Origin of the sequence: Flavobacterium sp. UBA7680, from assembly GCF_002482975.1 — a bacterium.
In the GTDB taxonomy this organism is placed as follows: Bacteria; Bacteroidota; Bacteroidia; order Flavobacteriales; family Flavobacteriaceae; genus Flavobacterium.
In genome coordinates this window covers 55,906-74,628 of the sequence record NZ_DLHA01000032.1, presented here as the reverse complement: position 1 = coordinate 74,628, position 18,723 = coordinate 55,906, and the positions used below count along the sequence as shown (strand labels likewise).

16 protein-coding genes are annotated in these 18,723 nt (G+C 32.7%); 6 read left to right on the top strand and 10 right to left on the bottom strand.

From position 1 onward, the window contains the following. Nucleotides 1–13 precede the first annotated feature (13 nt). Entirely contained in the window at nt 14–1,402 is a 1,389-nt protein-coding gene (locus tag B3C18_RS14400; RefSeq protein WP_291147941.1) for an MATE family efflux transporter, read from the top strand. Nucleotides 1,403–1,412: 10 nt separating this feature from the next. On the opposite strand, the gene B3C18_RS14395 is transcribed toward B3C18_RS14400, so the two are convergent. The 6 genes from B3C18_RS14395 to B3C18_RS14370 form a co-directional block, all read right to left on the bottom strand. Beyond that, complete coding sequence (locus tag B3C18_RS14395) at nt 1,413–1,895, bottom strand: hypothetical protein (RefSeq protein ID WP_291147939.1); 483 nt, start codon at nt 1,893–1,895, stop codon at nt 1,413–1,415. A gap of 142 nt (nt 1,896–2,037) precedes the next feature. Then, entirely contained in the window at nt 2,038–2,949 is a 912-nt protein-coding gene (locus tag B3C18_RS14390) for a helix-turn-helix domain-containing protein (RefSeq protein WP_291147937.1), read from the bottom strand. A gap of 74 nt (nt 2,950–3,023) precedes the next feature. Further along, nucleotides 3,024–3,794, bottom strand: a complete 771-nt coding sequence (locus B3C18_RS14385; RefSeq protein WP_291147935.1) for an SDR family NAD(P)-dependent oxidoreductase — start codon at nt 3,792–3,794, stop codon at nt 3,024–3,026. A 431-nt stretch (nt 3,795–4,225) separates the two neighbouring features. After that, the gene (locus B3C18_RS14380; RefSeq protein ID WP_291147933.1) at nt 4,226–4,765 is read right to left on the bottom strand and encodes a YceI family protein; all 540 of its coding nucleotides are present in this window, start codon (nt 4,763–4,765) and stop codon (nt 4,226–4,228) included. Between the two features lie 46 nt (nt 4,766–4,811). Beyond that, nucleotides 4,812–5,351 (bottom strand): YceI family protein, encoded by a 540-nt coding sequence (locus B3C18_RS14375; protein WP_291147931.1) that lies wholly within the window; start codon nt 5,349–5,351, stop codon nt 4,812–4,814. A 14-nt stretch (nt 5,352–5,365) separates the two neighbouring features. Next, nucleotides 5,366–5,734, bottom strand: coding sequence for a hypothetical protein (locus B3C18_RS14370; RefSeq protein WP_291147929.1), 369 nt, complete (start codon nt 5,732–5,734; stop codon nt 5,366–5,368). A 168-nt stretch (nt 5,735–5,902) separates the two neighbouring features. Between B3C18_RS14370 and B3C18_RS14365 the strand changes: the two genes are divergently transcribed. From B3C18_RS14365 to hemA, 5 genes are all read left to right on the top strand, one after another. Then, complete coding sequence (locus tag B3C18_RS14365; protein WP_291147926.1) at nt 5,903–6,292, top strand: OB-fold protein; 390 nt, start codon at nt 5,903–5,905, stop codon at nt 6,290–6,292. A gap of 27 nt (nt 6,293–6,319) precedes the next feature. Continuing rightward, nucleotides 6,320–7,159 (top strand): DUF5777 family beta-barrel protein, encoded by an 840-nt coding sequence (locus B3C18_RS14360; protein ID WP_291147924.1) that lies wholly within the window; start codon nt 6,320–6,322, stop codon nt 7,157–7,159. Between the two features lie 128 nt (nt 7,160–7,287). Further along, entirely contained in the window at nt 7,288–7,722 is a 435-nt protein-coding gene (locus B3C18_RS14355; protein ID WP_291147922.1) for a hypothetical protein, read from the top strand. A gap of 18 nt (nt 7,723–7,740) precedes the next feature. Then, nucleotides 7,741–8,337, top strand: a complete 597-nt coding sequence (locus B3C18_RS14350) for a hypothetical protein (protein ID WP_291147920.1) — start codon at nt 7,741–7,743, stop codon at nt 8,335–8,337. A 221-nt stretch (nt 8,338–8,558) separates the two neighbouring features. Further along, nucleotides 8,559–9,863: a glutamyl-tRNA reductase gene (gene hemA, locus B3C18_RS14345; protein WP_291147918.1), complete on the top strand. Its 1,305-nt coding sequence runs from the start codon at nt 8,559–8,561 to the stop codon at nt 9,861–9,863. A 286-nt stretch (nt 9,864–10,149) separates the two neighbouring features. Here the strand turns inward: hemA and B3C18_RS14340 are convergent, their stop codons facing one another. The 4 genes from B3C18_RS14340 to B3C18_RS14325 all read right to left on the bottom strand — a co-directional run bounded on the left by B3C18_RS14340 (nt 10,150) and on the right by B3C18_RS14325 (nt 17,877). Continuing rightward, complete coding sequence (locus B3C18_RS14340; RefSeq protein WP_291147916.1) at nt 10,150–11,691, bottom strand: hypothetical protein; 1,542 nt, start codon at nt 11,689–11,691, stop codon at nt 10,150–10,152. 426 nt (nt 11,692–12,117) lie between these two features. Further along, nucleotides 12,118–12,855 carry a hypothetical protein gene (locus tag B3C18_RS14335; RefSeq protein ID WP_291147914.1) on the bottom strand — a complete coding sequence of 246 codons (738 nt, stop codon included), beginning with the start codon at nt 12,853–12,855 and terminating at the stop codon, nt 12,118–12,120. A gap of 277 nt (nt 12,856–13,132) precedes the next feature. Further along, nucleotides 13,133–13,720 (bottom strand): hypothetical protein, encoded by a 588-nt coding sequence (locus tag B3C18_RS14330; RefSeq protein ID WP_291147912.1) that lies wholly within the window; start codon nt 13,718–13,720, stop codon nt 13,133–13,135. 86 nt (nt 13,721–13,806) lie between these two features. Continuing rightward, nucleotides 13,807–17,877, bottom strand: a complete 4,071-nt coding sequence (locus B3C18_RS14325) for a hybrid sensor histidine kinase/response regulator transcription factor (RefSeq protein WP_291147910.1) — start codon at nt 17,875–17,877, stop codon at nt 13,807–13,809. Nucleotides 17,878–18,723 lie beyond the last annotated feature (846 nt).

Below are 18,723 nucleotides of genomic sequence, written 5' to 3'. Positions count from 1 at the left end.
AATAAAAAAAACTATGTTCAAACGCTTAAATAAAATAATGCAATATGCCGAATCATTTGATTTTACCAAAGGAAGTATCAGAAAAGGAATTCTAATCCTATCCATTCCAATGGTTTTAGAAATGGCAATGGAATCTGTTTTTGCTTTGGTTGATTTGTATTTTGTCGGACATTTAAAAGAAAGCAATTATGCGATTCAGGTTGTGGGTTTAACCGAATCTGTTTTTGCGATTATTTACTCCATTGCCATCGGAATAAGTATTGCAACAACCGCAATAGTTGCAAGACGCATTGGTGAAAAAGAAACCCAAAAAGCCGCAGAATCTGGTGTACAAGCCATTATAATTGCAATTGCCATTAATATATTCATTAGTTTGGGAGGATTTATTTTAGCCAAAGAAATTCTCATGTTAATGGGGGCTTCTGCATCTGCTGTAGTTTATGGCGTCAATTATACCAGAATTATGATGGCAGGAAGTGTTTTCGTGATGCTGATTTTCCTGATTAACGGAATTTTCAGAGGTGCCGGAAATGCCATAATCGCCATGAAAAGTTTATGGATTGCCAATATTTCGAATATTATTTTATGTCCGATTTTGATAAACGGATTTTGGTTTATTCCCGCAATGGGCGTTACGGGAGCTGCTATTGCAACGACTATTGGAAGAGGAATTGGTGTTTTATACCAATGTTATTTCCTTTTTTACGGACAGGGAATTTTAAAAATCAAATGGAATTATTTCCTACCGAATTATAAATTAATTCAGGGCATTATAAAACTGGCAACTCCCGGAGTTTTGCAATATGTAATTGCTTCTTGCAGCTGGATTTTCTTGGCTAATCTTGTTGCCACAACTGGGGGAGATTATGCGTCATCAGGTTATCAAACAGCAATTCGAATTATGATGTTTTTCATTCTTCCGGCTTGGGGATTAAGTAATGCAGTTGCGACTTTGGTTGGACAAAATTTGGGTGCTGATGAAATAGGAAGGGCAGAAAAATCCGTTTATAAAACTGCCAAATACAATATGATTTTTATGGGATCGATTATGTTGGTTTGTTTTTTTAGTGCGCATTTTTTAATTTCCTTTTTTACGAATGATCCCACCATTATCAGAATCGCCGTAAACGCTTTGCAGATTATGAGCGTTGGTTTTATTTTCTACGGTCTCGGAATGGTTTTGAACAATACATTTAATGGAGCTGGAGATACATGGACACCAACCTGGATCAATATTTTAGGATTCTGGATTTTTCAGGTTCCGTTTGCGTATCTTTTGGTGCATTATTATGAAATGGGACCAACAGGCGTTTTTATCGCAATTCCAGCTGCCGAAACTTTGATTACGATTTTGAGCGTAATTGTATATAAGAGAGGACGATGGAAGAGAATTTTAGTTTAAGAAATTTTAATTATTTCTTTTTATTCTCAAGCTCTACCGTGAATTTACCATAAAAAGGATTATCAGCCATTTGCGAATGCCCAATTACTAAAATATAGTTTCCTTTTTGCTCGAGGTTGGTTTTCAAATCGATTCCGAAAGGCCCGTCTGATTTTTTATCTGGAGAAATAATTTGGTTGAAACGGATATTTCCTTTCCCTCCGGCTGGAATAATCTTTCCATTCAATTCTCCTAAATCTTCATTTTTAAATTTCACATATACTCTCGAATGAATGGAATTTAAAGCACCTTCAGCAATATAAAGATCTTTTTCATTCTTAAAATTCATGAAAATAGTATCGCCAATTTGTTCGTTTTCGACTTTATTTTCTTTTACAATAATGGAATCTTTTGCAACAATTGAATCTGAGCTAGAAACTGAATCGGTTTTAGTTTGCTTTTGTTGACATGAAAAGAAAAGAATTGAAAGGAAGAGGATTGAAATATTTTTCATAGCGGTATTTTTAGTAATGTATTTCAAATTTAGTTTTATTTTAAAGATGAGTTTTTATACAATAATATTAGAAATTTATAGGATTCAGATATATAAATTTGATTTTCATCTTTTTAAACAATTGAAAGAAATAAGGTTTCAGTTAGCTAAATGTCGATCTGTATTGTGCAGGAGATATTTTGGTTTTCAATTTAAAGAGCCTGCTGAAAGACTGCGGATAATCAAACCCTAATTGATAAGCTACTTCGTTAATCGTTAGACTAGTTGTTGAAAGTAAATCCTTTGATTTTTCGATCAGTTTTTGATGAATATGCTGCTGAGCGTTTAGGCCAGTTAGCGAACGAAGCATATCACTTAAATAGTTAGGCGTATAATTTAATGTTTCAGCCAGATATTGAACAGTTGGCATTCCGTTATTGACTGCTTTTTCTTCAAAATATTTATTCAATAAATCTTCAAATTGCTGAAGGAGATCATTATTAACTACCTGTCGTGTCAGGAATTGACGTTTATGAAATCGCTTAGCATAACTCAAAAGTAATTCGATTTGAGCAATGATTACTTCACGGCTGAAATCATCAATTCGGCTATTCAGTTCATCACGAATAATACTGAATATGGATTGCATTGTTGTTCTTTCCTGCTCTGACAAATGAAGAGCTTCATTGGCAGCATAAGAAAAGAAACCGTATTGCTTGATTTTTCCGGCTAACGGGAAACCTTGCAGGAAATCGGGATGAATAAATATCGAAATGCCTTCACTATTAGTATCTGCTTCAACTTTGCCTACAACCTGATTGGGAGACGCAAAAATCAGGCTTCCTTCATTAAAATCATAATGTCCCTGACCGTACTTAAATTTTCCATTCATCTTTGTAACTAAAATGATTTTGTAGAAACTTAAAACGTATTTTAAATTTGATTTACACATGTCTAGTAAATCTATCGCGTCTATAATAGTGATCATTGGATGAACAGGACCTGAAAGACCTGCAATGCGATGTATGTCCGTAACGGATTCCAGCTTAATGATCTTAGGAGTTTCTTTCTTCATATGTTAAAGATAATAAATATAACCGATGGCGTTTAAACCATCGGTTATAAAGTAAATTAGAATTTTTTAAAAGATTACCACGGAAGCGGACCATCGGGACCAGTAAAACTGCCAGTTGGACTGTCTACATCAAGAGCTGCCAAAACAAGTGCTCTTGCGCCAACTTCTACCGTGTCAGTACCCATGAAATCGTTAATCGCAGTTGCTGTAAAACCAGGACTGGCTGCGCGAACTTTTATTCCTTCTTCTTCGAGTTCAATTGCCATTGCCAGCGTTAGGGCGTTGAGAGCAGTTTTTGTAGCCGGATAGGTTGCTCCAAAATAAGGTCGGTATGGAAAGTTAGGATCCGAATTTAATGTTAATGATCCCAACGCGCTAGAAATGTTAACAATACGACCGGATGCAGAAAGTCGAATAAGCGGAAGCATAGCCTGTGTAACAGCCAATACACCGAAAACATTGGTTTCAAAAAGAATTCGTATTTCGTCTAATGATGCTGTACTTGCTTTGCTCGCTTCTAAAATCTCCGGTACCGAAGAATAACGGCCTGATTGCGCAATCGCCGCATTATTGACAAGAAGATCTAAACGTCCAAATTCGTTAGTGATGCGCTCGGCTGCGGCATTAATGCTTTTAGCATCAGTTACATCCAATTGAATGGGATATGCGCCTTCGCCAATATTTTCGGCAGCTTTTTTTCCATTGTCGAAATTTCTTGACCCCAAAAGAACCAGATAACCGTTGCTTACCAGTTCTTTAGTCACTTGTTCGCCAAGTCCTTTATTAGCGCCAGTAACCAATGCAATAGGCTGGCTAATTGATGATGATTTGATTGTATGTTCCATAAGAATAATTAAATAAATTAATGAAGCAAAATTCATCATTCATTAATCTGCCATTGTAACCAAACCAAGGACATTTATAACCAAAATAAAAGGAGTTCAAATATTGAAACAATAGTTGAACTCCTTTTATTTTTTTTATCTTATGGTTGTGTTTCTCTACTTTCCAATACAGAAATTTGCACTCCAGTGTTTACTGGTATTGGCAGATGCCGAGGTACAAATAAAGTACTAATTTTGATTTAACCAATTAACTTCTAAGTTTAGAGAGTTTGGTCAAAACTTAATTTATATAAAGTTAGAAGCTTATAAAGTCAATTTTTCTGTGTCCCTTTTTAGGTATGAACTCCAAAATTTATCAACGATAAAATTATATTAGTAGCTTTAAATTTTGTGGTAAAATTGGCGGCAGCCCAATTTCCATTTTTGCTCTGTCAATTTACAACTGTATCAATTTGAACGTTTATTTTATTTGAAACTTTGTCTTTTACCAGACTTGGTATCTCAATATTAAAATCATTTGCATCTACAGTAAAATTAGATAAAATATTAATTCCCGTTGCTGACTTACGTATTCTTGCTGTGATTTTTATATCCTTAGATTTTCCGTGAAGTTCCAGTTTTCCTTTTATGGTAAAAACTTTAAAATCTGTAGTTAGGTTATTAAAATCAAATCCATCTATTTTTCCTTTAAATACTGCTTTTGGATATTGGTCACTTTCAATATAATTTTCATTAAAGTGCTCTTCCATTAAAGCGACTTTAAATTGAAAACCTTTCATAAGAGCTAAACTTGCGATGTCTCCTGTTGCTGGATTCAAAACAAAAGTAACATTCTTATTTACTGCCTTAACTTCTTCAAAAGAAGGAACTGAAGCTTCAAAAGTAATTTTTCCTGATTTACTAATCATTTTTTCTTGTGAAACGCCAATAGCACAAGCACATAACATTGTAAGGAGTATGATTTTTTTCATTATTTTATCTTTGTTTTTTATAAAATCATTATGTTTTGATTAGCTCTTATTTTAAAACCGCAATAATTTGAATTTTGACTTTATTATCCAATTTATATTTAATAAGCGTTGGAATTGGAATACTAAAATCACTTGCATTTACTTCAAAATCAGAAATAAAAGTAATGCGAGACCCCGATTTTGTAATTTTTGCATCAGCATTTATATCCTTGGATTTTCCATGTACTTCTAATTTTCCTTTTATCGTATAATCTTTATAATCGTCTGTTAGATTTTTAATGTCGAAGCCTTCAATTTGTCCTCTAAAAATGGCTTTTGGATACTTATCGGTTTCCATGTAATTTTCATTAAAATGTTCCTCCATTAATGCCATTTCAAACTGGAATCCTTTCATTAAAGCCAGACTTGCTATTTCTCCAGTTGCGGGATTTAAAACAAAAGTTATGTTGCTATTAGTTCCCACAACCGGCTGAAAAGAAGGAACTGAAGCTTCTAGAGTTATTGTTGCTGATTTAGTTACTATTTTCTCTTGCGAAAAAACAATAAAAGAAGCCAATATCATTGGCATTATTATGATTTTCTTCATGTTCTTTTCATGGATTATTGTTCTAATAATCCATCTTGATTCCATTTATTTATAATATCTATAGTAGTTTGAGGCAATCTAGGTCCGCCTTGCGGCATTAATGAACTATTACCATTTTCTAAAGAGATTCGTGTAAGCAATCCTCGATTTAAAACTGCATTTTTCACCTGATCATAAGTAACTAAAGACATTGGTGCTCCATTTTTTGGAACTGCGGCATGACATACAATACAGTTATTATCAATAATAGATTTTACATTTTGATTGTATGTTGCCAAACCATTAATTGGTGAAGTGTCAATTAAGGTACTTGGATCATCATTGGCGCAGCTTACAAAGATTGAAGCTAATGATGAGATGGCGAAAAGGGTTTTTAAATTCATAAGATTGGTTTTTAGTTATAAATAAATACATGATTTTAAGAATCATCAGGCATTTCAAAAACATATACGTTGAAAAGAATAATAAAGATTTGGCAAGAGGCATATTTAATGATTTAAATCCAATAGGTATTTTTTAACGTAGATAAAATCAAATACTAAAAACATGCCATGAGAAAAAAATTACTAATTACAATTTTCCTTTTTATAATAATCGGAATTTCGATGTGCCTTTACATTTACAAAGGGCATAGGGATATAGAATCAGAAACTGCCGACTATGTTGTAACCGTTAACGAGCTAGAAAGAGAGTTTACTTCAAACGATAGTCTGGCTTACATCAAATATCAGGACAAGACAATTGAATTAACCGCACGTGTAACAAGTATTGATAAAGCCAGTAATGGGATTGTTATGAGCGAAAAAGTATTTGTGGCATTCAAAAACCGTTTGCCACAAAATATAATATCTGGGAAAAGCCTAAAAATTAAAGGGCGTTTTTTAGGATATGATGAATTGCTCCAGGAATTTAAAATAGACCAATCTTCAGTTGTACACTAATACAAATAACAATTTAAAACTAACCAGATGAAAAACTTTATTCTATTATTTTTTTTATTTCCGCTATTAACCTTCTCTCAAACAGATTTGCTGTCTGGAGTAGAAACTCCTTCTACAAAAGAAAAAGTGACATCTGCATTTAAAGCCCTAAAAATAGTTAATCTCGAATCTACAAAATTGGCTGCAAAAGGCGATTTGTATTTTGTTGTTGCACACCGATTTGGATCCATTAAAGATGGTTTTGAAGGTTTCTATGGATTGGATAATGCAAATACACAAATAAAATTTATTTACGGTTTAACAAATGGACTTAATGTAAGTGCAGCCAGAAGTGAATTTGCTTATGATTTTGCAGCAAAATATATGTTATTCCCTCAAATAAAAGACGGTTTTCCTATTACTATCGCCGGGTTTAATAGTTTGTCTATTAATAACACTTTAAAAGAAAGTCTGTATCCTAAACTTCAATTTAAAGACAGATTGACTTATGTTGCGCAGTTACTAATTTCCAGAAAATTTTCTGAAAAGTTGTCTTTAGAAATAGTGCCGTCATTTTTTCATCAAAATTTTGTTGAAGACGTAGACCAAAGCAATACGCAATATGCCGTGGGGTTTGGAGGTAGATATAAATTCGCTAAACGCTGGTCTTTAAATATGGATTATGCGGCGCATTTAAACAGAGCACCAAATTCTCTTTATAAAAATCCATTATCTATAGGTTTTGATTTAGAAACCGGCGGACATGTTTTTCAAATGCATTTTACCAGCTCTCAGGCAATTGATGAAGCTGGATATCTTGGAAGAACAACAGGAGACTGGACAAAAGGAGATATATTTTTTGGATTTAATCTTGCCCGAGTTTTCTAGTATCTCCTTTATAATTAAATTATTAGGTAATTTCTGTATTTATAACAATTCTAAATTGATCGATTTACAACTATTTCTAAAACCACAGGGATGAAGTACTCGTAAGTAATTTAAAACATAAAAAAATTATGAAAACTAATAAAATAATCAAAAAAGGACTTTTTATACTAAGTGGAATAGTTGTACTATTTATCGCCATTTTGCTTTTTCACATTATAACAGCAAAACCACCCGTTTATGATACTCCAAATCTGCAAGTAAGCCGAATTGATTTTAAATCAGATATCGATTCTTTGCAAGCAAAAAAAATCTGTGCCGACTTAAGAAGCATAAAAGGCCTAACATCAGATTCTATTATTGTTAAAAGAAATGTTGTGGTGTATTTCCACAATAATAAAATTACAAACTCTGAGAAAGTTTTTAATGAGTTGATGGCTAAAGGACGTTATGACGCTCAGCGTTATATTTTACCTGCGAACTTGGCAAACAAAGAAGTTTGTCCTATGAATCAAAATAGTTTGAGCTACAAATTGTCTCAAAAAATAAACCGTTTTTTTAATTAACCCTTTAATACCTTATTTATGAAAATTTATTTAAAACTTACACTTAGTGTATTACTTGTTGCATCTGCAACTATGATTTCTTGTAGTAGCAATGATGATGATGCAGCCCCGGAACCAGTTGTAAAGGCTTCTATTTACGAACGATTAGGCGGAACTAAAATGGTTTCTGATCCAGATAATTCAGGTCAAATGATCGAACAGGGACGTTTGAGTTTCCGCAAAGTAGTAAATTCAACTATTGGATTAATTGTTGCTGATATTCAATCAAATGCTTCAGGTAATTTACAAGCACATTTTGCTCCTTTATTAGCAGAAACTGGAACTACTCAGTCTACTAACATTGCTAAATTATCAGATAATTTAACTGATTTCTTTTCGTTCAATACAGGAGGTACAAGTCCTGTAAATACATATTCTGGATTGAATATGGTAGCAGCGCATGATCCTGCAAAAAATCCTCGTATGGGAACAAAATCTAGTAGTGCAGACTATACAAAATTTGAAGGATATGTTGGAGCTGCAGCCAATGCAAATGGTGTTGCTTCAAATACAGAACTTTATACAGATATTGTTGCTGTTTTAGAATCATTGAGAACTCCTATAGTTCAAAAATAATTTTCTTCTCAAAACGCTGCCTGAAAAAGGCAGCGTTTTATATTTTAATACTATTTTGAAGTATATAAATATTTTTGAAAACCTGTTATTGTTATAATGTTAGGAAATTATATAAATCGCCAATTTGAATCAATTTATTCTATAGCGATATAAAAGGTATTTCCAGCGTTGTTGTATAAATTAGTAAGTAATAATTCTTGAATTTTTTAAGGAAAGCATATATGGAAAATTTTAATATGTCCAGAACTACCACTTTTTACGCATTAGGGTTGAGCTATAAGAAAGCAGATGCAGCTATTAGAGGAAAATTTAGTTTAGATACAAAAGCACAATCTGATTTATTGGTACAAGCCAAAGCAGAAGGTATAGAATCATTAATTGTAACTTCTACTTGTAATAGAACTGAAATTTATGGTTTTGCCAATCATCCTTATGAGTTAATCAAATTGCTTTGCGAAAATAGCAATGGTTCTTTAGAAGAATTTCAACAAGTTGCTTATATATACAAGAATGAAGAAGCTGTTAACCATATGTTTCGAGTAGGGACAGGCTTAGACAGTCAGATTCTTGGTGATTTTGAAATCATCAGCCAAATTAAAATCGCTTTTAATCATAGTAAACAACAAGGTTTAGTGAATACTTTTCTTGACCGTTTAGTAAACACTGTTATTCAAGCGAGTAAAAAGGTAAAAACAGAGACTAAAATTTCTTCTGGAGCAACATCCGTTTCTTTTGCATCAGTGCAATATATTATCCGAAATGTTGCAGATATCGGAAACAAAAATATTTTGTTATTCGGAACAGGAAAAATAGGCAGAAATACTTGCGAAAATTTAGTAAAGCATACTAAAAACAGCCATATTGCTCTTATAAACAGAACAAAAAACAAAGCTGAATTATTAGCTGGAAAACTGAATGTTATTGTAAAAGATTACGTCAATCTAAAAGAAGAAGTACAACAGGCAGATGTGCTGGTTGTAGCTACTGGAGCACAAAATCCAACTATTGACAAAACATTGCTGAATTTACAGAGACCCTTATTGATTCTGGACTTATCCATTCCAAGAAATGTAAATACTAATGTAGAAGAAATACCTGGAGTAACTTTAATACATTTAGATTATTTATCACAAATTACTGATGACACGCTGGAAAGAAGAAAACAACATATTCCTGCCGCAGAAGCTATTATTGATGATATGAAATTAGAATTGAATATATGGGTAAATGGTCGAAAATGTGCACCCACTATTCATGCATTAAAAGCAAAGTTAAATGATATTGTATCAGCTGAATTTACTTTGAAAAAAAAGCAATCAATCAATTTTGATGAAGTTCAGATTGATTTAATCAGCTCCAGAATTATTCAAAAAATAACAAATCATTTTGCTAGTCATTTAAAAAATGAAAACACTTCATTGGATCAAAGTATTGAATTTATTGAAAAAGTATTTCAAATAGGGCAGTTTAAGCCAAACCAGTCTTCTTCATCAGCAGAAGAAAAATACAAAATCAATCTTTCATAAATATTTTTAAAAAAAACTTGAGCCATGAGTCTGACAAAACCGCAAAAATAAAATTTTTAAGCTATTATTTTGGAACTTTTTTTTGCTATCAAATTTCAATACAAAAATTAGTAACCTGGTATTTACAATAGTTTACAATTTGCGGCGTACAATTGAGGTACAAGATTTAACAAAGTATCACGTAATAAATACTAATAAACGTAGATAAATTTTGGATCGTAAGGAAAGTCCTTTCAATTTGGTTGTCTTTATTTATTTGCACCCATTTTGTATTTAGATATACTTTTTAATTATCGCAGAACGAACCAATTTGCTTTAAATGCCTTTCGGTCTGGTATTTATTAAAGTTGTCCCATTTTGGAGCGGTACTTGTTTTTTGTCCGTACATAGCATCCAGGCAAATGTTGTTGTCCTTGTATTTGTCATGTAAAACAGCCAAAATTTTAAAGAAAAATTCATCCAGCATGATGATGGCTTCAAATTCTGATTTTAATATGTTGTAATTAGAATCTGAAGGATTTAATAGCTGTAGTAAATTTAAAAGTTCTTTCTTTTCTTCTTCATTAATTTCAGTGGCATAACCCGTTTTTAAGGTTTTAAAGACCAGATTATTCCAGGCTTTGCTGTCATGTCCCCATTGCACATCAGGCAGGTTTAAGGAATGTTCGCAAATTAGAATAATAGAAAAAAGAACATCATTTAAATACTCCGCCGGGAATTCGTCAAAGCTTCTGAATTCGAAACCACTCTGGTACATTTTTTCCTGATTAAAATCAAGCCCCACTTCCGAAAGCATTTCATATTCCATATCGGCTTCAATCTGATCGCGCCACCAGATATTTTCTTCTTTTGTAAATTTTAGTAATTTTCTAAAATCGTCTACCTTATAGGTTAGAATTTTACCTTTTGGCATTGATTTGTTATAGGTTCCAACACCTATGTAACGGGACATAGCATTTCGCATTGAACCCAAAGTGAATTTTTTGTCTAAACTGTATTTATCACTGATCACACCCATAATATCAGGGCTTCCGAGCGTGGATATGAAAAATGGCTCAAACCACTGTAATAGGTAAATGGCGTTAGCATGTGTTTTTTCAAAATCATTGTAATCCACAATTCTGCTGTCTTCTGTTAATGACGGTAAAGTGATATGAAAATGGTAGGTTCCGTTATTGAACAAAACCAGATTTTCCTGATTGGTCATAAACATATTAAGGCCGTTGTTGTAATCCGGAAAATTTAATTTTCCTTTTAACACAGATGATTCGTTGATTTTATCCAAAAACAGTTTTTTGGTCGCTTTCAATTCTTTGCAGGAATCAGTAATTGTTCTGTTTTCAAAATATTTGGTTACAAATTCAATAGAATCACCATCAAAATGCACAGATCCCATCGTTTTGTTTCTTTGGGTAATCATACTCTGAATGTTGTATGGCTGATCTTCAAGGAAAAGTTCCATGATCGATTTGCCTAGATATTCCGGATTTTCAATCGGTTCTGAGGTCGTTTCACCGGCTTCCGTATCGATTAATGTTTTTACTGGCGATAATGTCTTGTGCTGATAATTGATATCGAGCTTTTCCAGCGAATGACTGTTCATCATTCGGCTTACTTTATAGCTTTCAGTCAGGTTAAAAGCTTTTTTCAGCATAGGAGCCAAGCTTTCGGGTTTATAGCATTTTCTGTAATCAATACTATATTTTTCAAAACCAATTTTTTCTTGTATAAATTCACCAGAAACTATTAGGGGTTCTTCAAATTGCATGTAGGTTTCGTTTTCCAATCCTATTCCCCAATAATATTTTTTTGTCTGATTGTCTTTCATTTATACTTACTTTCTTTTTTAAGGTTAATTATAATTCTTTAAATCATTATTTCATTTAGAAGATACAAATCCGGCGTATTACCATTAGCGACAGGAAATCTATAACGGATTAAGCACATTATTGCCTCCATTATAAAAGTTTTTGTTTACTTTAAAAATATAGGAATTTGTATTTTAGATATTTCGCACTTTTTATCGAAGGAAAGATCAAATAAGGTAAAATTTTGTAATAGGGTTATAAAATTACCAATGTTATTAATCGCTTTTGTATCAATAATTTAAGCAAGGGAACGGCTAAATGATAACTTTTGCTGTTCTTGTTTTTTCTAAGTTGCAAAAGTAGTTTTTTATTATCGTATTTCCAAGTAGTTATCTCGTTGATAATCAATATTTTTTTGAATGTTTAACGATATGGCGAATTGTATTTTATTCGTGATAATAAAAAACATAAGAGGAATACAAATCATCATTCCACCAGTCTTTTCTCACCTCCGAAAAGTAATTGTAATTCAGTTTTCCTGCCTGTGACTGCAGCGGATATACGACAACACCATTTTCGCGGTACGCTTTATGCAGCTCTGTTTCAGGAACCACCGGAACAATGTGTCCGGAGAGACCTTTTTCTCTTCTCTTGGCGCAGATTATTCCAATTCCGCCATGTACATTTACCTTCTGCTGGATTTCTTCAGCTGTAAACATTTTTTCCCACCCAAAATTTGATCCCCATTCTAAAAACCAGTCGTGTATGGCACTGGAATAGATGCGGTCTACAGTTTGTTCAAAAACAGCTTCTACATCTTGTCCCTGTATAATTTTTTCAAGGGATTCGGGAGTCCACCAAACGGTTGGAAGATATACTTTTGCAAAATAGCAATAATCATAAGAATATACATTGCAATAGGTGTCTTCTACAGTTCTTTGATATCTAAGACTAGTTTCAACGTCCAGTTTATCAATTATTCGGGCAATACTTTCTTTTTTACTCGCTGTATCTGTCAGGTCCCTGTAAGGAATTGCAGCATCCATTATCGGTTTTTCTTTCATTTCCATAGAATCCAGCCGCGATTGCAGATCTGGTAACAAATTGGCTTTCTTGATTTGAATATTCGATAGTGTATGATCATTTAAAGGTAACGATGCTACTGTTACAGTATGTTTTTCCATCTTGACTGCTTAAAATTAATTGACCTGACACTGCTAAATTGATTAATTATACAGCGAAATTTGGTTAGCCAGCGGGTAAATGTAAGGATTTTAAGTTGCTAAAGAGTTTTAGAAAAAGACAAATTACAGAAAACGGTATGATTACTTTAAATTGTTTTGTCCTTTTAAACACAAAAAATGCCCGCAGACTTCTAATGCTGATGATCTATTAACTATCAGTCGGGCAGTTGAATTTACTCTAATTGCTTATTTGTGGTACAAGGTTTCTTTTACTAATTTAATTGATCAGATTGAAATATTGATAAACCAGGTATCGATGGTTCCATCTTTCATTGGCAAATTTGCTGAAGGATAAAAAAGATATAATAATAAGAACAGCCCTGCCGTACCAGTTTAAGCACGGAAGGAGACATAAGTATAAACTTAAAAGGCACAGCGATCGAAACAGTTTGGAATTGGCTTCATGTTTTTCCAATTCAGGAATTATAACAGGACTGTTCATTTTTACATACGCTTCCGCTTTTTTTAGATGATCGGAAAGAATTGGGATTTTTTGATCTATCTGTGTTTCAACCTTTGTTACAAATTCTATATGTTTTCCAATTTTCCATTTCAGATATGTGTTTTTATAAACAGGATTTAGAACCAGGGCACAAATGTGATGAAGAAAATGACCGGTGATATATGATACTAAAACTAAAGAAACCCAAAAAAAGGTAATTACTGTATCATTTTTTATTTCCACATATTCCTTTACAGGGTAATGAAGTATAAAAGGCAGTGTGATACAAAGAATAAAGCCGGGAACGATAAAGGCTAAAAATTCCATCAGTCCAAAAAATAAATCTCCGGGTTTAAAACTCATCGCATTTGTGTTAGTTTGTATAAAATACTGATTGCATTGTAATTAGCTAATATAACTAAAAAGTTTTATATAGTTAAAGAACCTAATTATGTAATACCTCTTTTCTGGATGATATTCAATTCCTTATTAAAAGAATTTCTATATTTTTTGATATACTCCGAAGGTTTCATCCCAAACAATTTTATGAACTGCTGACGGAAATAACGCTGATCTTCTATGCCAACCTGAGGTCCAACCTGTGCGATATTAATATTTTCAGTAAGCATAATTACTGCGGCTCTGCGGATTCTGATAGATCTGATAAAAACATTTACCGTTTGTCCTGAAATTGCTTTAATCTTTTTGTAAAGACTTGAATGACTCATACCCATTGCAGCAGAAAAAGTCTTTAGATTAAAATCGTTGTTTTCAAGATTAGCTTCTACGATTTCGATGCATTTGTCTAGAAATTCTTTGTATTCAGTGGGAACTTTATTTACATTTTCGCGAAGCGTTATACTATCTAAGAAATACTTGCGCAATTGGCCTCTGTTGCGAAGAACGGAATCTACTCGTGCCAGAAGTATATCACTGTCAAAAGGTTTGGTAACATAATCATCGGCGCCTTCTGTAATACTTTGCAAATGAATGTCATTACTGGTTGTAGCGGTGAGAAGTATTACCGGAATATGGCTTAAATCATCATTTTGCTTAATTTTTTTACATAAATCCAAACCGTTCATGCCTTCCATAGAAATGTCGCTCAGTACAATATCGGGCATGTGTTTTTCTACAAGTTTTAATCCTTCAAGTCCATTTGCTGCTGAATAAACAATATAGTTTTTAGTGAAAAGCTGTACGAGATAATGATTCATTTCGGGATTGTCTTCAACAATTAGCAATACTTTTTTTGTACTGATTAATTCGTCCTGTAGATTTTCTGGATGCGATGGCTGAATTTTATTTTCAGATGAATTTTGATGATCGGCTGGCATTCCTTCAAGAAGTTCTCCCACAAGTGGCGACATATGCGAATGATTCTCGTTTATGTTCATTTCTGCAAAATGGCTATTTCCTTTTAGAAGCTTAATAATGAACGAAGTACCTTCTCCAGTTTTACTTTTGCACTCTATTTCGCCATGATGTTTGTTTACAAAATATTTGGCAACATAAAGTCCTATTCCAAAACCATTGCTGGCTTTAGATTGACTTTGTTTGAATTTTTCGAAAATAGTGTCGATTTCATTTTCATTAATACCAGTTCCGGTATCCGATATAATGATTGAAACATCAGCAAGATTCTCGATAATCTCAATAGTTATTGAACCATTATTAGGAGTGAATTTGAAAGCATTTGAGATTAAATTGAACAACGTAATCTCTAATTTTTCATAATCGCCATATATTTCGGTCGGTGTATTTTCTTCAATAAATTGATAATTTAAACTTTTTACGGCTGCCATTTGCGTAAAGCTTTCGTAGATTTCACGACAAAGTAAGTTTAAGTTAATCTTCGAAATTTTGAGTTCATCAAGATCTGTTTCGGCTTTTCTAAACAGCAGTAATTGATCTGTAAGACTCAATAATCGTTTCGCATTTTTATAGGCGAGATTCAGGTCAAGATCATCTTCAGAACGATTTTTTCTTTCGATTACACTTTTAAGCGGATTTATAATTAAAGATAAAGGAGTTCGCAATTCATGCGCGATATACGTAAACATAGAAAATTGTTTTTCGGCATGTTCCTTGTCTTTTTTATGTTCCATGCGCGCAAGTTTTATTTCATACCGAAGTCTTTCTTTGTTTTTATGATATCCTACGTATGCGTAAATTGCACCAATTGCAGCGATCAAATAAAATGTATACGCCCACCATGTTCTGTACCAAGGCGGAAGAATTGTTACCGTTGCCAGCGTTACTTCATTAGTCCAATTTCCAAAAATATCGGTTGTTTTTACTTTAAAAACATAAGTTCCTTCAGTCAATCTCGAATAATTTGCTTTGTTATCTTTTGAAGCATAATTCCAGTTTTTATCCCAGCCTTCGAGAAAGTAAGCGGTATTTATTTTTTCGGAATTAACATAATCAAGATAAACAAAATCAAAACTTAATGCCGATTTTTCATAAGGGAGTTCGACACCGCTTATCATTTCGAGTTTTTTTTCGGTTACATAAGGAGTGTCTAATTTTAAAGACTGATTGTTTACCAGTAAATCATTCAATAAAAATTTACCGGTATTTTTTTTGTCTTTTATATTCTCAGGATCAAAAACATTGAATCCGTTTATACCTCCAAAAATAAATTCTCCTGTAGAAAGTTTTGTGCCTGCATTCCAGCTAAATTGATTTCCTTGTAATCCGTCAGCGACGCCAAAATTTCTAAAAGTATTATTCTTTGGATTTAATCTTGAAATTCCGTGATACGTACTCATCCATAAATTTCCTTTTTTGTCTTCTAAAAGGCGAAGTACGGTATTACTCGAAAGACCGTTTTGAGTGGTATATTTTTTAGAAGTGCCTGTTTTTCGATCAAATAAAAGCAAACCGCCTTCTACGGTACCAATCCAAAGATTTTTATTTTGATCTTCAGTAATACATCTGATTGTGTATTCAGAATGATAGGTTTTTACTTTTTTTGTTTTTGGATCTATTTCAAAAAAAGAATTGAATGTTCCGCCCCATATTTTTCCGTCTTTGGTTTCATAGAGACAAGTTACATCGCGTAAAGTGTTGCTATAGCAAATGAATTTATTTTGTTTTCGATCAAATTGATATAAGGCACCTGCATTAGTTATGGCAAGCCACAAGGTGTTTCTTGAGTCTAAAAAGAGCAGCCATGATTCTTGTTCTGCTTTTTTAGTGTATTGATTATAAATTGAAAAATTTTGAATTGACTTTGATTTGGGATCGATACGACATACTCCGCCTTTCCACATTGCTACCCAAATGGCATTATCAGAATCTCTGACTATACTTGTAACAAAATTACTTTGCAGTTTTCTTCCGCCAGACGATGTTGTAGAATAAACATCGTAAGTATTTTGTTTCCTGTTCCAGTATCTCATTCCCGCACCATCTGTGCCTATCCAGATGTTTTTCTTTTCATCTTCGCAAAAAGAAAGCATGAAGTTTGCGGCAGGATCTTCATCTTCTTTATTAGTCTGTGGGTCTTTGCTTTTAAAGTGATTAAAATAAAGCGGCTTTTTCCCCATCATACTTACACCGCCGCGCAGCGTTCCAAACCACATTTCGCCGTTTTTGCTTTCAAAAATATCATAAAGAGATTTACTGTTAAGCAATGAAACAGGACCGCTGGCACGATAAGAAACAGGGGCAGGCTGTTTTTTTGTAATCGTGTAAAGACCCGCACCGTCAGTAGCAATCCAAAGTCTGTTTTCTTGCTGAAAAAAATCACGTACTACTGTTTTTTCCTGAAAGTAATTTTTAGAATAAGTATTCAGACTCTCATTGTACAAATAAGCACCTTCATCTGAGCCAATCCACAGTCCTTCATTTGTCAGTTTTAGACAATTTGCGCCTGTAATGGTGTTGTTGAGAAGTGTTAGTTTTTTAGATTTAAGATCATATTGACAAAGACCAGAACCAGTTACAAAAACATAAAATATTTTTTTCTTTGCGTTATAAGCTATTGATCTTGCGATATAATTTAATTTTCCGTTGAATGGTATTGCCGTTCCAATTTTCTCGCCTTCCTTATAAAGTACAATCGACTCTTTTGTGGCAACGAGAATTATATTTTGAGAATGTACAGCAATTATTTCGTAAGCGGTAATTTTTAAAGGCCTGATTTTTTTGTTTGTATCGTAATATTTCAGCGGACTAAAAGAAGATCGTTCTGCATTAAAAACAACAGGACCTGCTGTTGTTCCTATCCACAAATTATTTTGATAGTCACCTTCTATACAGCTAATGGCATTTCCCTGAATAGAATTAGGATCAGTATGGATATTACGGTAAATTTTAAAATCATTTCCATCATATCTGTTAAGCCCGTCAAAAGTTCCAAACCACATATAGCCATTTTGATCCTGATATATTGTCGCAACAGAATTATTAGAAAGTCCTGATGAAATATCAAGATGTCTTATTGGGTAATTCTGTCCAAATACATTTATAGAAAGAACGCTAATAATAAGAAAGGACTTTAGCTTATTCATAGAAATTTGTTTAAAAAGCTTGTGGCTCTTTGATATACGAAAAATACAAGGAATGTGATCTGAAAGCTGGATCAATTTTTTATGTGAAAAAATTTGAAATATGATACTTTGCGAAATTAACACAATTATTATGTAATGTTTAAAAAACACTACTGGTTTTTTTAGATTAACAATCATTAGATTAAGCGGAAATCTATAAAATTACTATAGTTTAATCAAGAAAATAATTAGAAAAATCCGTTTTTATCAGCGTTTTCGCTTTAGCGAATCAGTGAAATCAGCGTATAATTTTGATGCAGATAAAAATAGATTTACTTCGTAAAAACGCGGATAAAAACGGATTTTATTTGTAATAATTTGTTAAAATAATTAGACCCACGTATAGTTTCTGATCTTGCTATTTTTAAATTTTCTCATTTAAAAATTAAGATTTGAGACTTTTTAAAATTATTTTTTTGAGAATATACCGATTAAAAATCACAAACTGATTGATTATTAATTCTATTATTTTAAAGGTTGATTATTCATATTTTGATTTTTTTTAATGCAAAAAAATACAGAATATGCTATTTTGAAGTGTCGTGTGTACACTTTTACGAAATTGTCCCCTTTTATAAATGAATTTTTCCCTGTATAAATACCTTGCTCTGTACTTAATTTGCAGAATCAGTTGACAAGCTATAACGTTTGAGTAGTAATACTTTATTATTTTTCAGAATAAGTCAACTAAAACCAACTAACTAATTATCGTAACCAAAAACAATTTAAACATGACCAGCATTCCAATTAAAATTTACCAGAAGAAATCTTTCTTTATTCTAAAAAACAACAAGAGAGTAAGCTTAT

Excerpts from the sequence above, each read along its gene's own strand:
- B3C18_RS14400 (WP_291147941.1), top strand. The coding sequence starts at position 14 with ATGTTCAAACGCTTAAATAAAATAATGCAATATGCCGAATCATTTGAT.
- B3C18_RS14395 (WP_291147939.1), bottom strand. The coding sequence starts at position 1,895 with ATGAAAAATATTTCAATCCTCTTCCTTTCAATTCTTTTCTTTTCATGT.
- B3C18_RS14390 (WP_291147937.1), bottom strand. The coding sequence starts at position 2,949 with ATGAAGAAAGAAACTCCTAAGATCATTAAGCTGGAATCCGTTACGGAC.
- B3C18_RS14385 (WP_291147935.1), bottom strand. The coding sequence starts at position 3,794 with ATGGAACATACAATCAAATCATCATCAATTAGCCAGCCTATTGCATTG.
- B3C18_RS14380 (WP_291147933.1), bottom strand. The coding sequence starts at position 4,765 with ATGAAAAAAATCATACTCCTTACAATGTTATGTGCTTGTGCTATTGGC.
- B3C18_RS14375 (WP_291147931.1), bottom strand. The coding sequence starts at position 5,351 with ATGAAGAAAATCATAATAATGCCAATGATATTGGCTTCTTTTATTGTT.
- B3C18_RS14370 (WP_291147929.1), bottom strand. The coding sequence starts at position 5,734 with ATGAATTTAAAAACCCTTTTCGCCATCTCATCATTAGCTTCAATCTTT.
- B3C18_RS14365 (WP_291147926.1), top strand. The coding sequence starts at position 5,903 with ATGAGAAAAAAATTACTAATTACAATTTTCCTTTTTATAATAATCGGA.
- B3C18_RS14360 (WP_291147924.1), top strand. The coding sequence starts at position 6,320 with ATGAAAAACTTTATTCTATTATTTTTTTTATTTCCGCTATTAACCTTC.
- B3C18_RS14355 (WP_291147922.1), top strand. The coding sequence starts at position 7,288 with ATGAAAACTAATAAAATAATCAAAAAAGGACTTTTTATACTAAGTGGA.
- B3C18_RS14350 (WP_291147920.1), top strand. The coding sequence starts at position 7,741 with ATGAAAATTTATTTAAAACTTACACTTAGTGTATTACTTGTTGCATCT.
- hemA (WP_291147918.1), top strand. The coding sequence starts at position 8,559 with ATGGAAAATTTTAATATGTCCAGAACTACCACTTTTTACGCATTAGGG.
- B3C18_RS14340 (WP_291147916.1), bottom strand. The coding sequence starts at position 11,691 with ATGAAAGACAATCAGACAAAAAAATATTATTGGGGAATAGGATTGGAA.
- B3C18_RS14335 (WP_291147914.1), bottom strand. The coding sequence starts at position 12,855 with ATGGAAAAACATACTGTAACAGTAGCATCGTTACCTTTAAATGATCAT.
- B3C18_RS14330 (WP_291147912.1), bottom strand. The coding sequence starts at position 13,720 with ATGAGTTTTAAACCCGGAGATTTATTTTTTGGACTGATGGAATTTTTA.
- B3C18_RS14325 (WP_291147910.1), bottom strand. The coding sequence starts at position 17,877 with ATGAATAAGCTAAAGTCCTTTCTTATTATTAGCGTTCTTTCTATAAAT.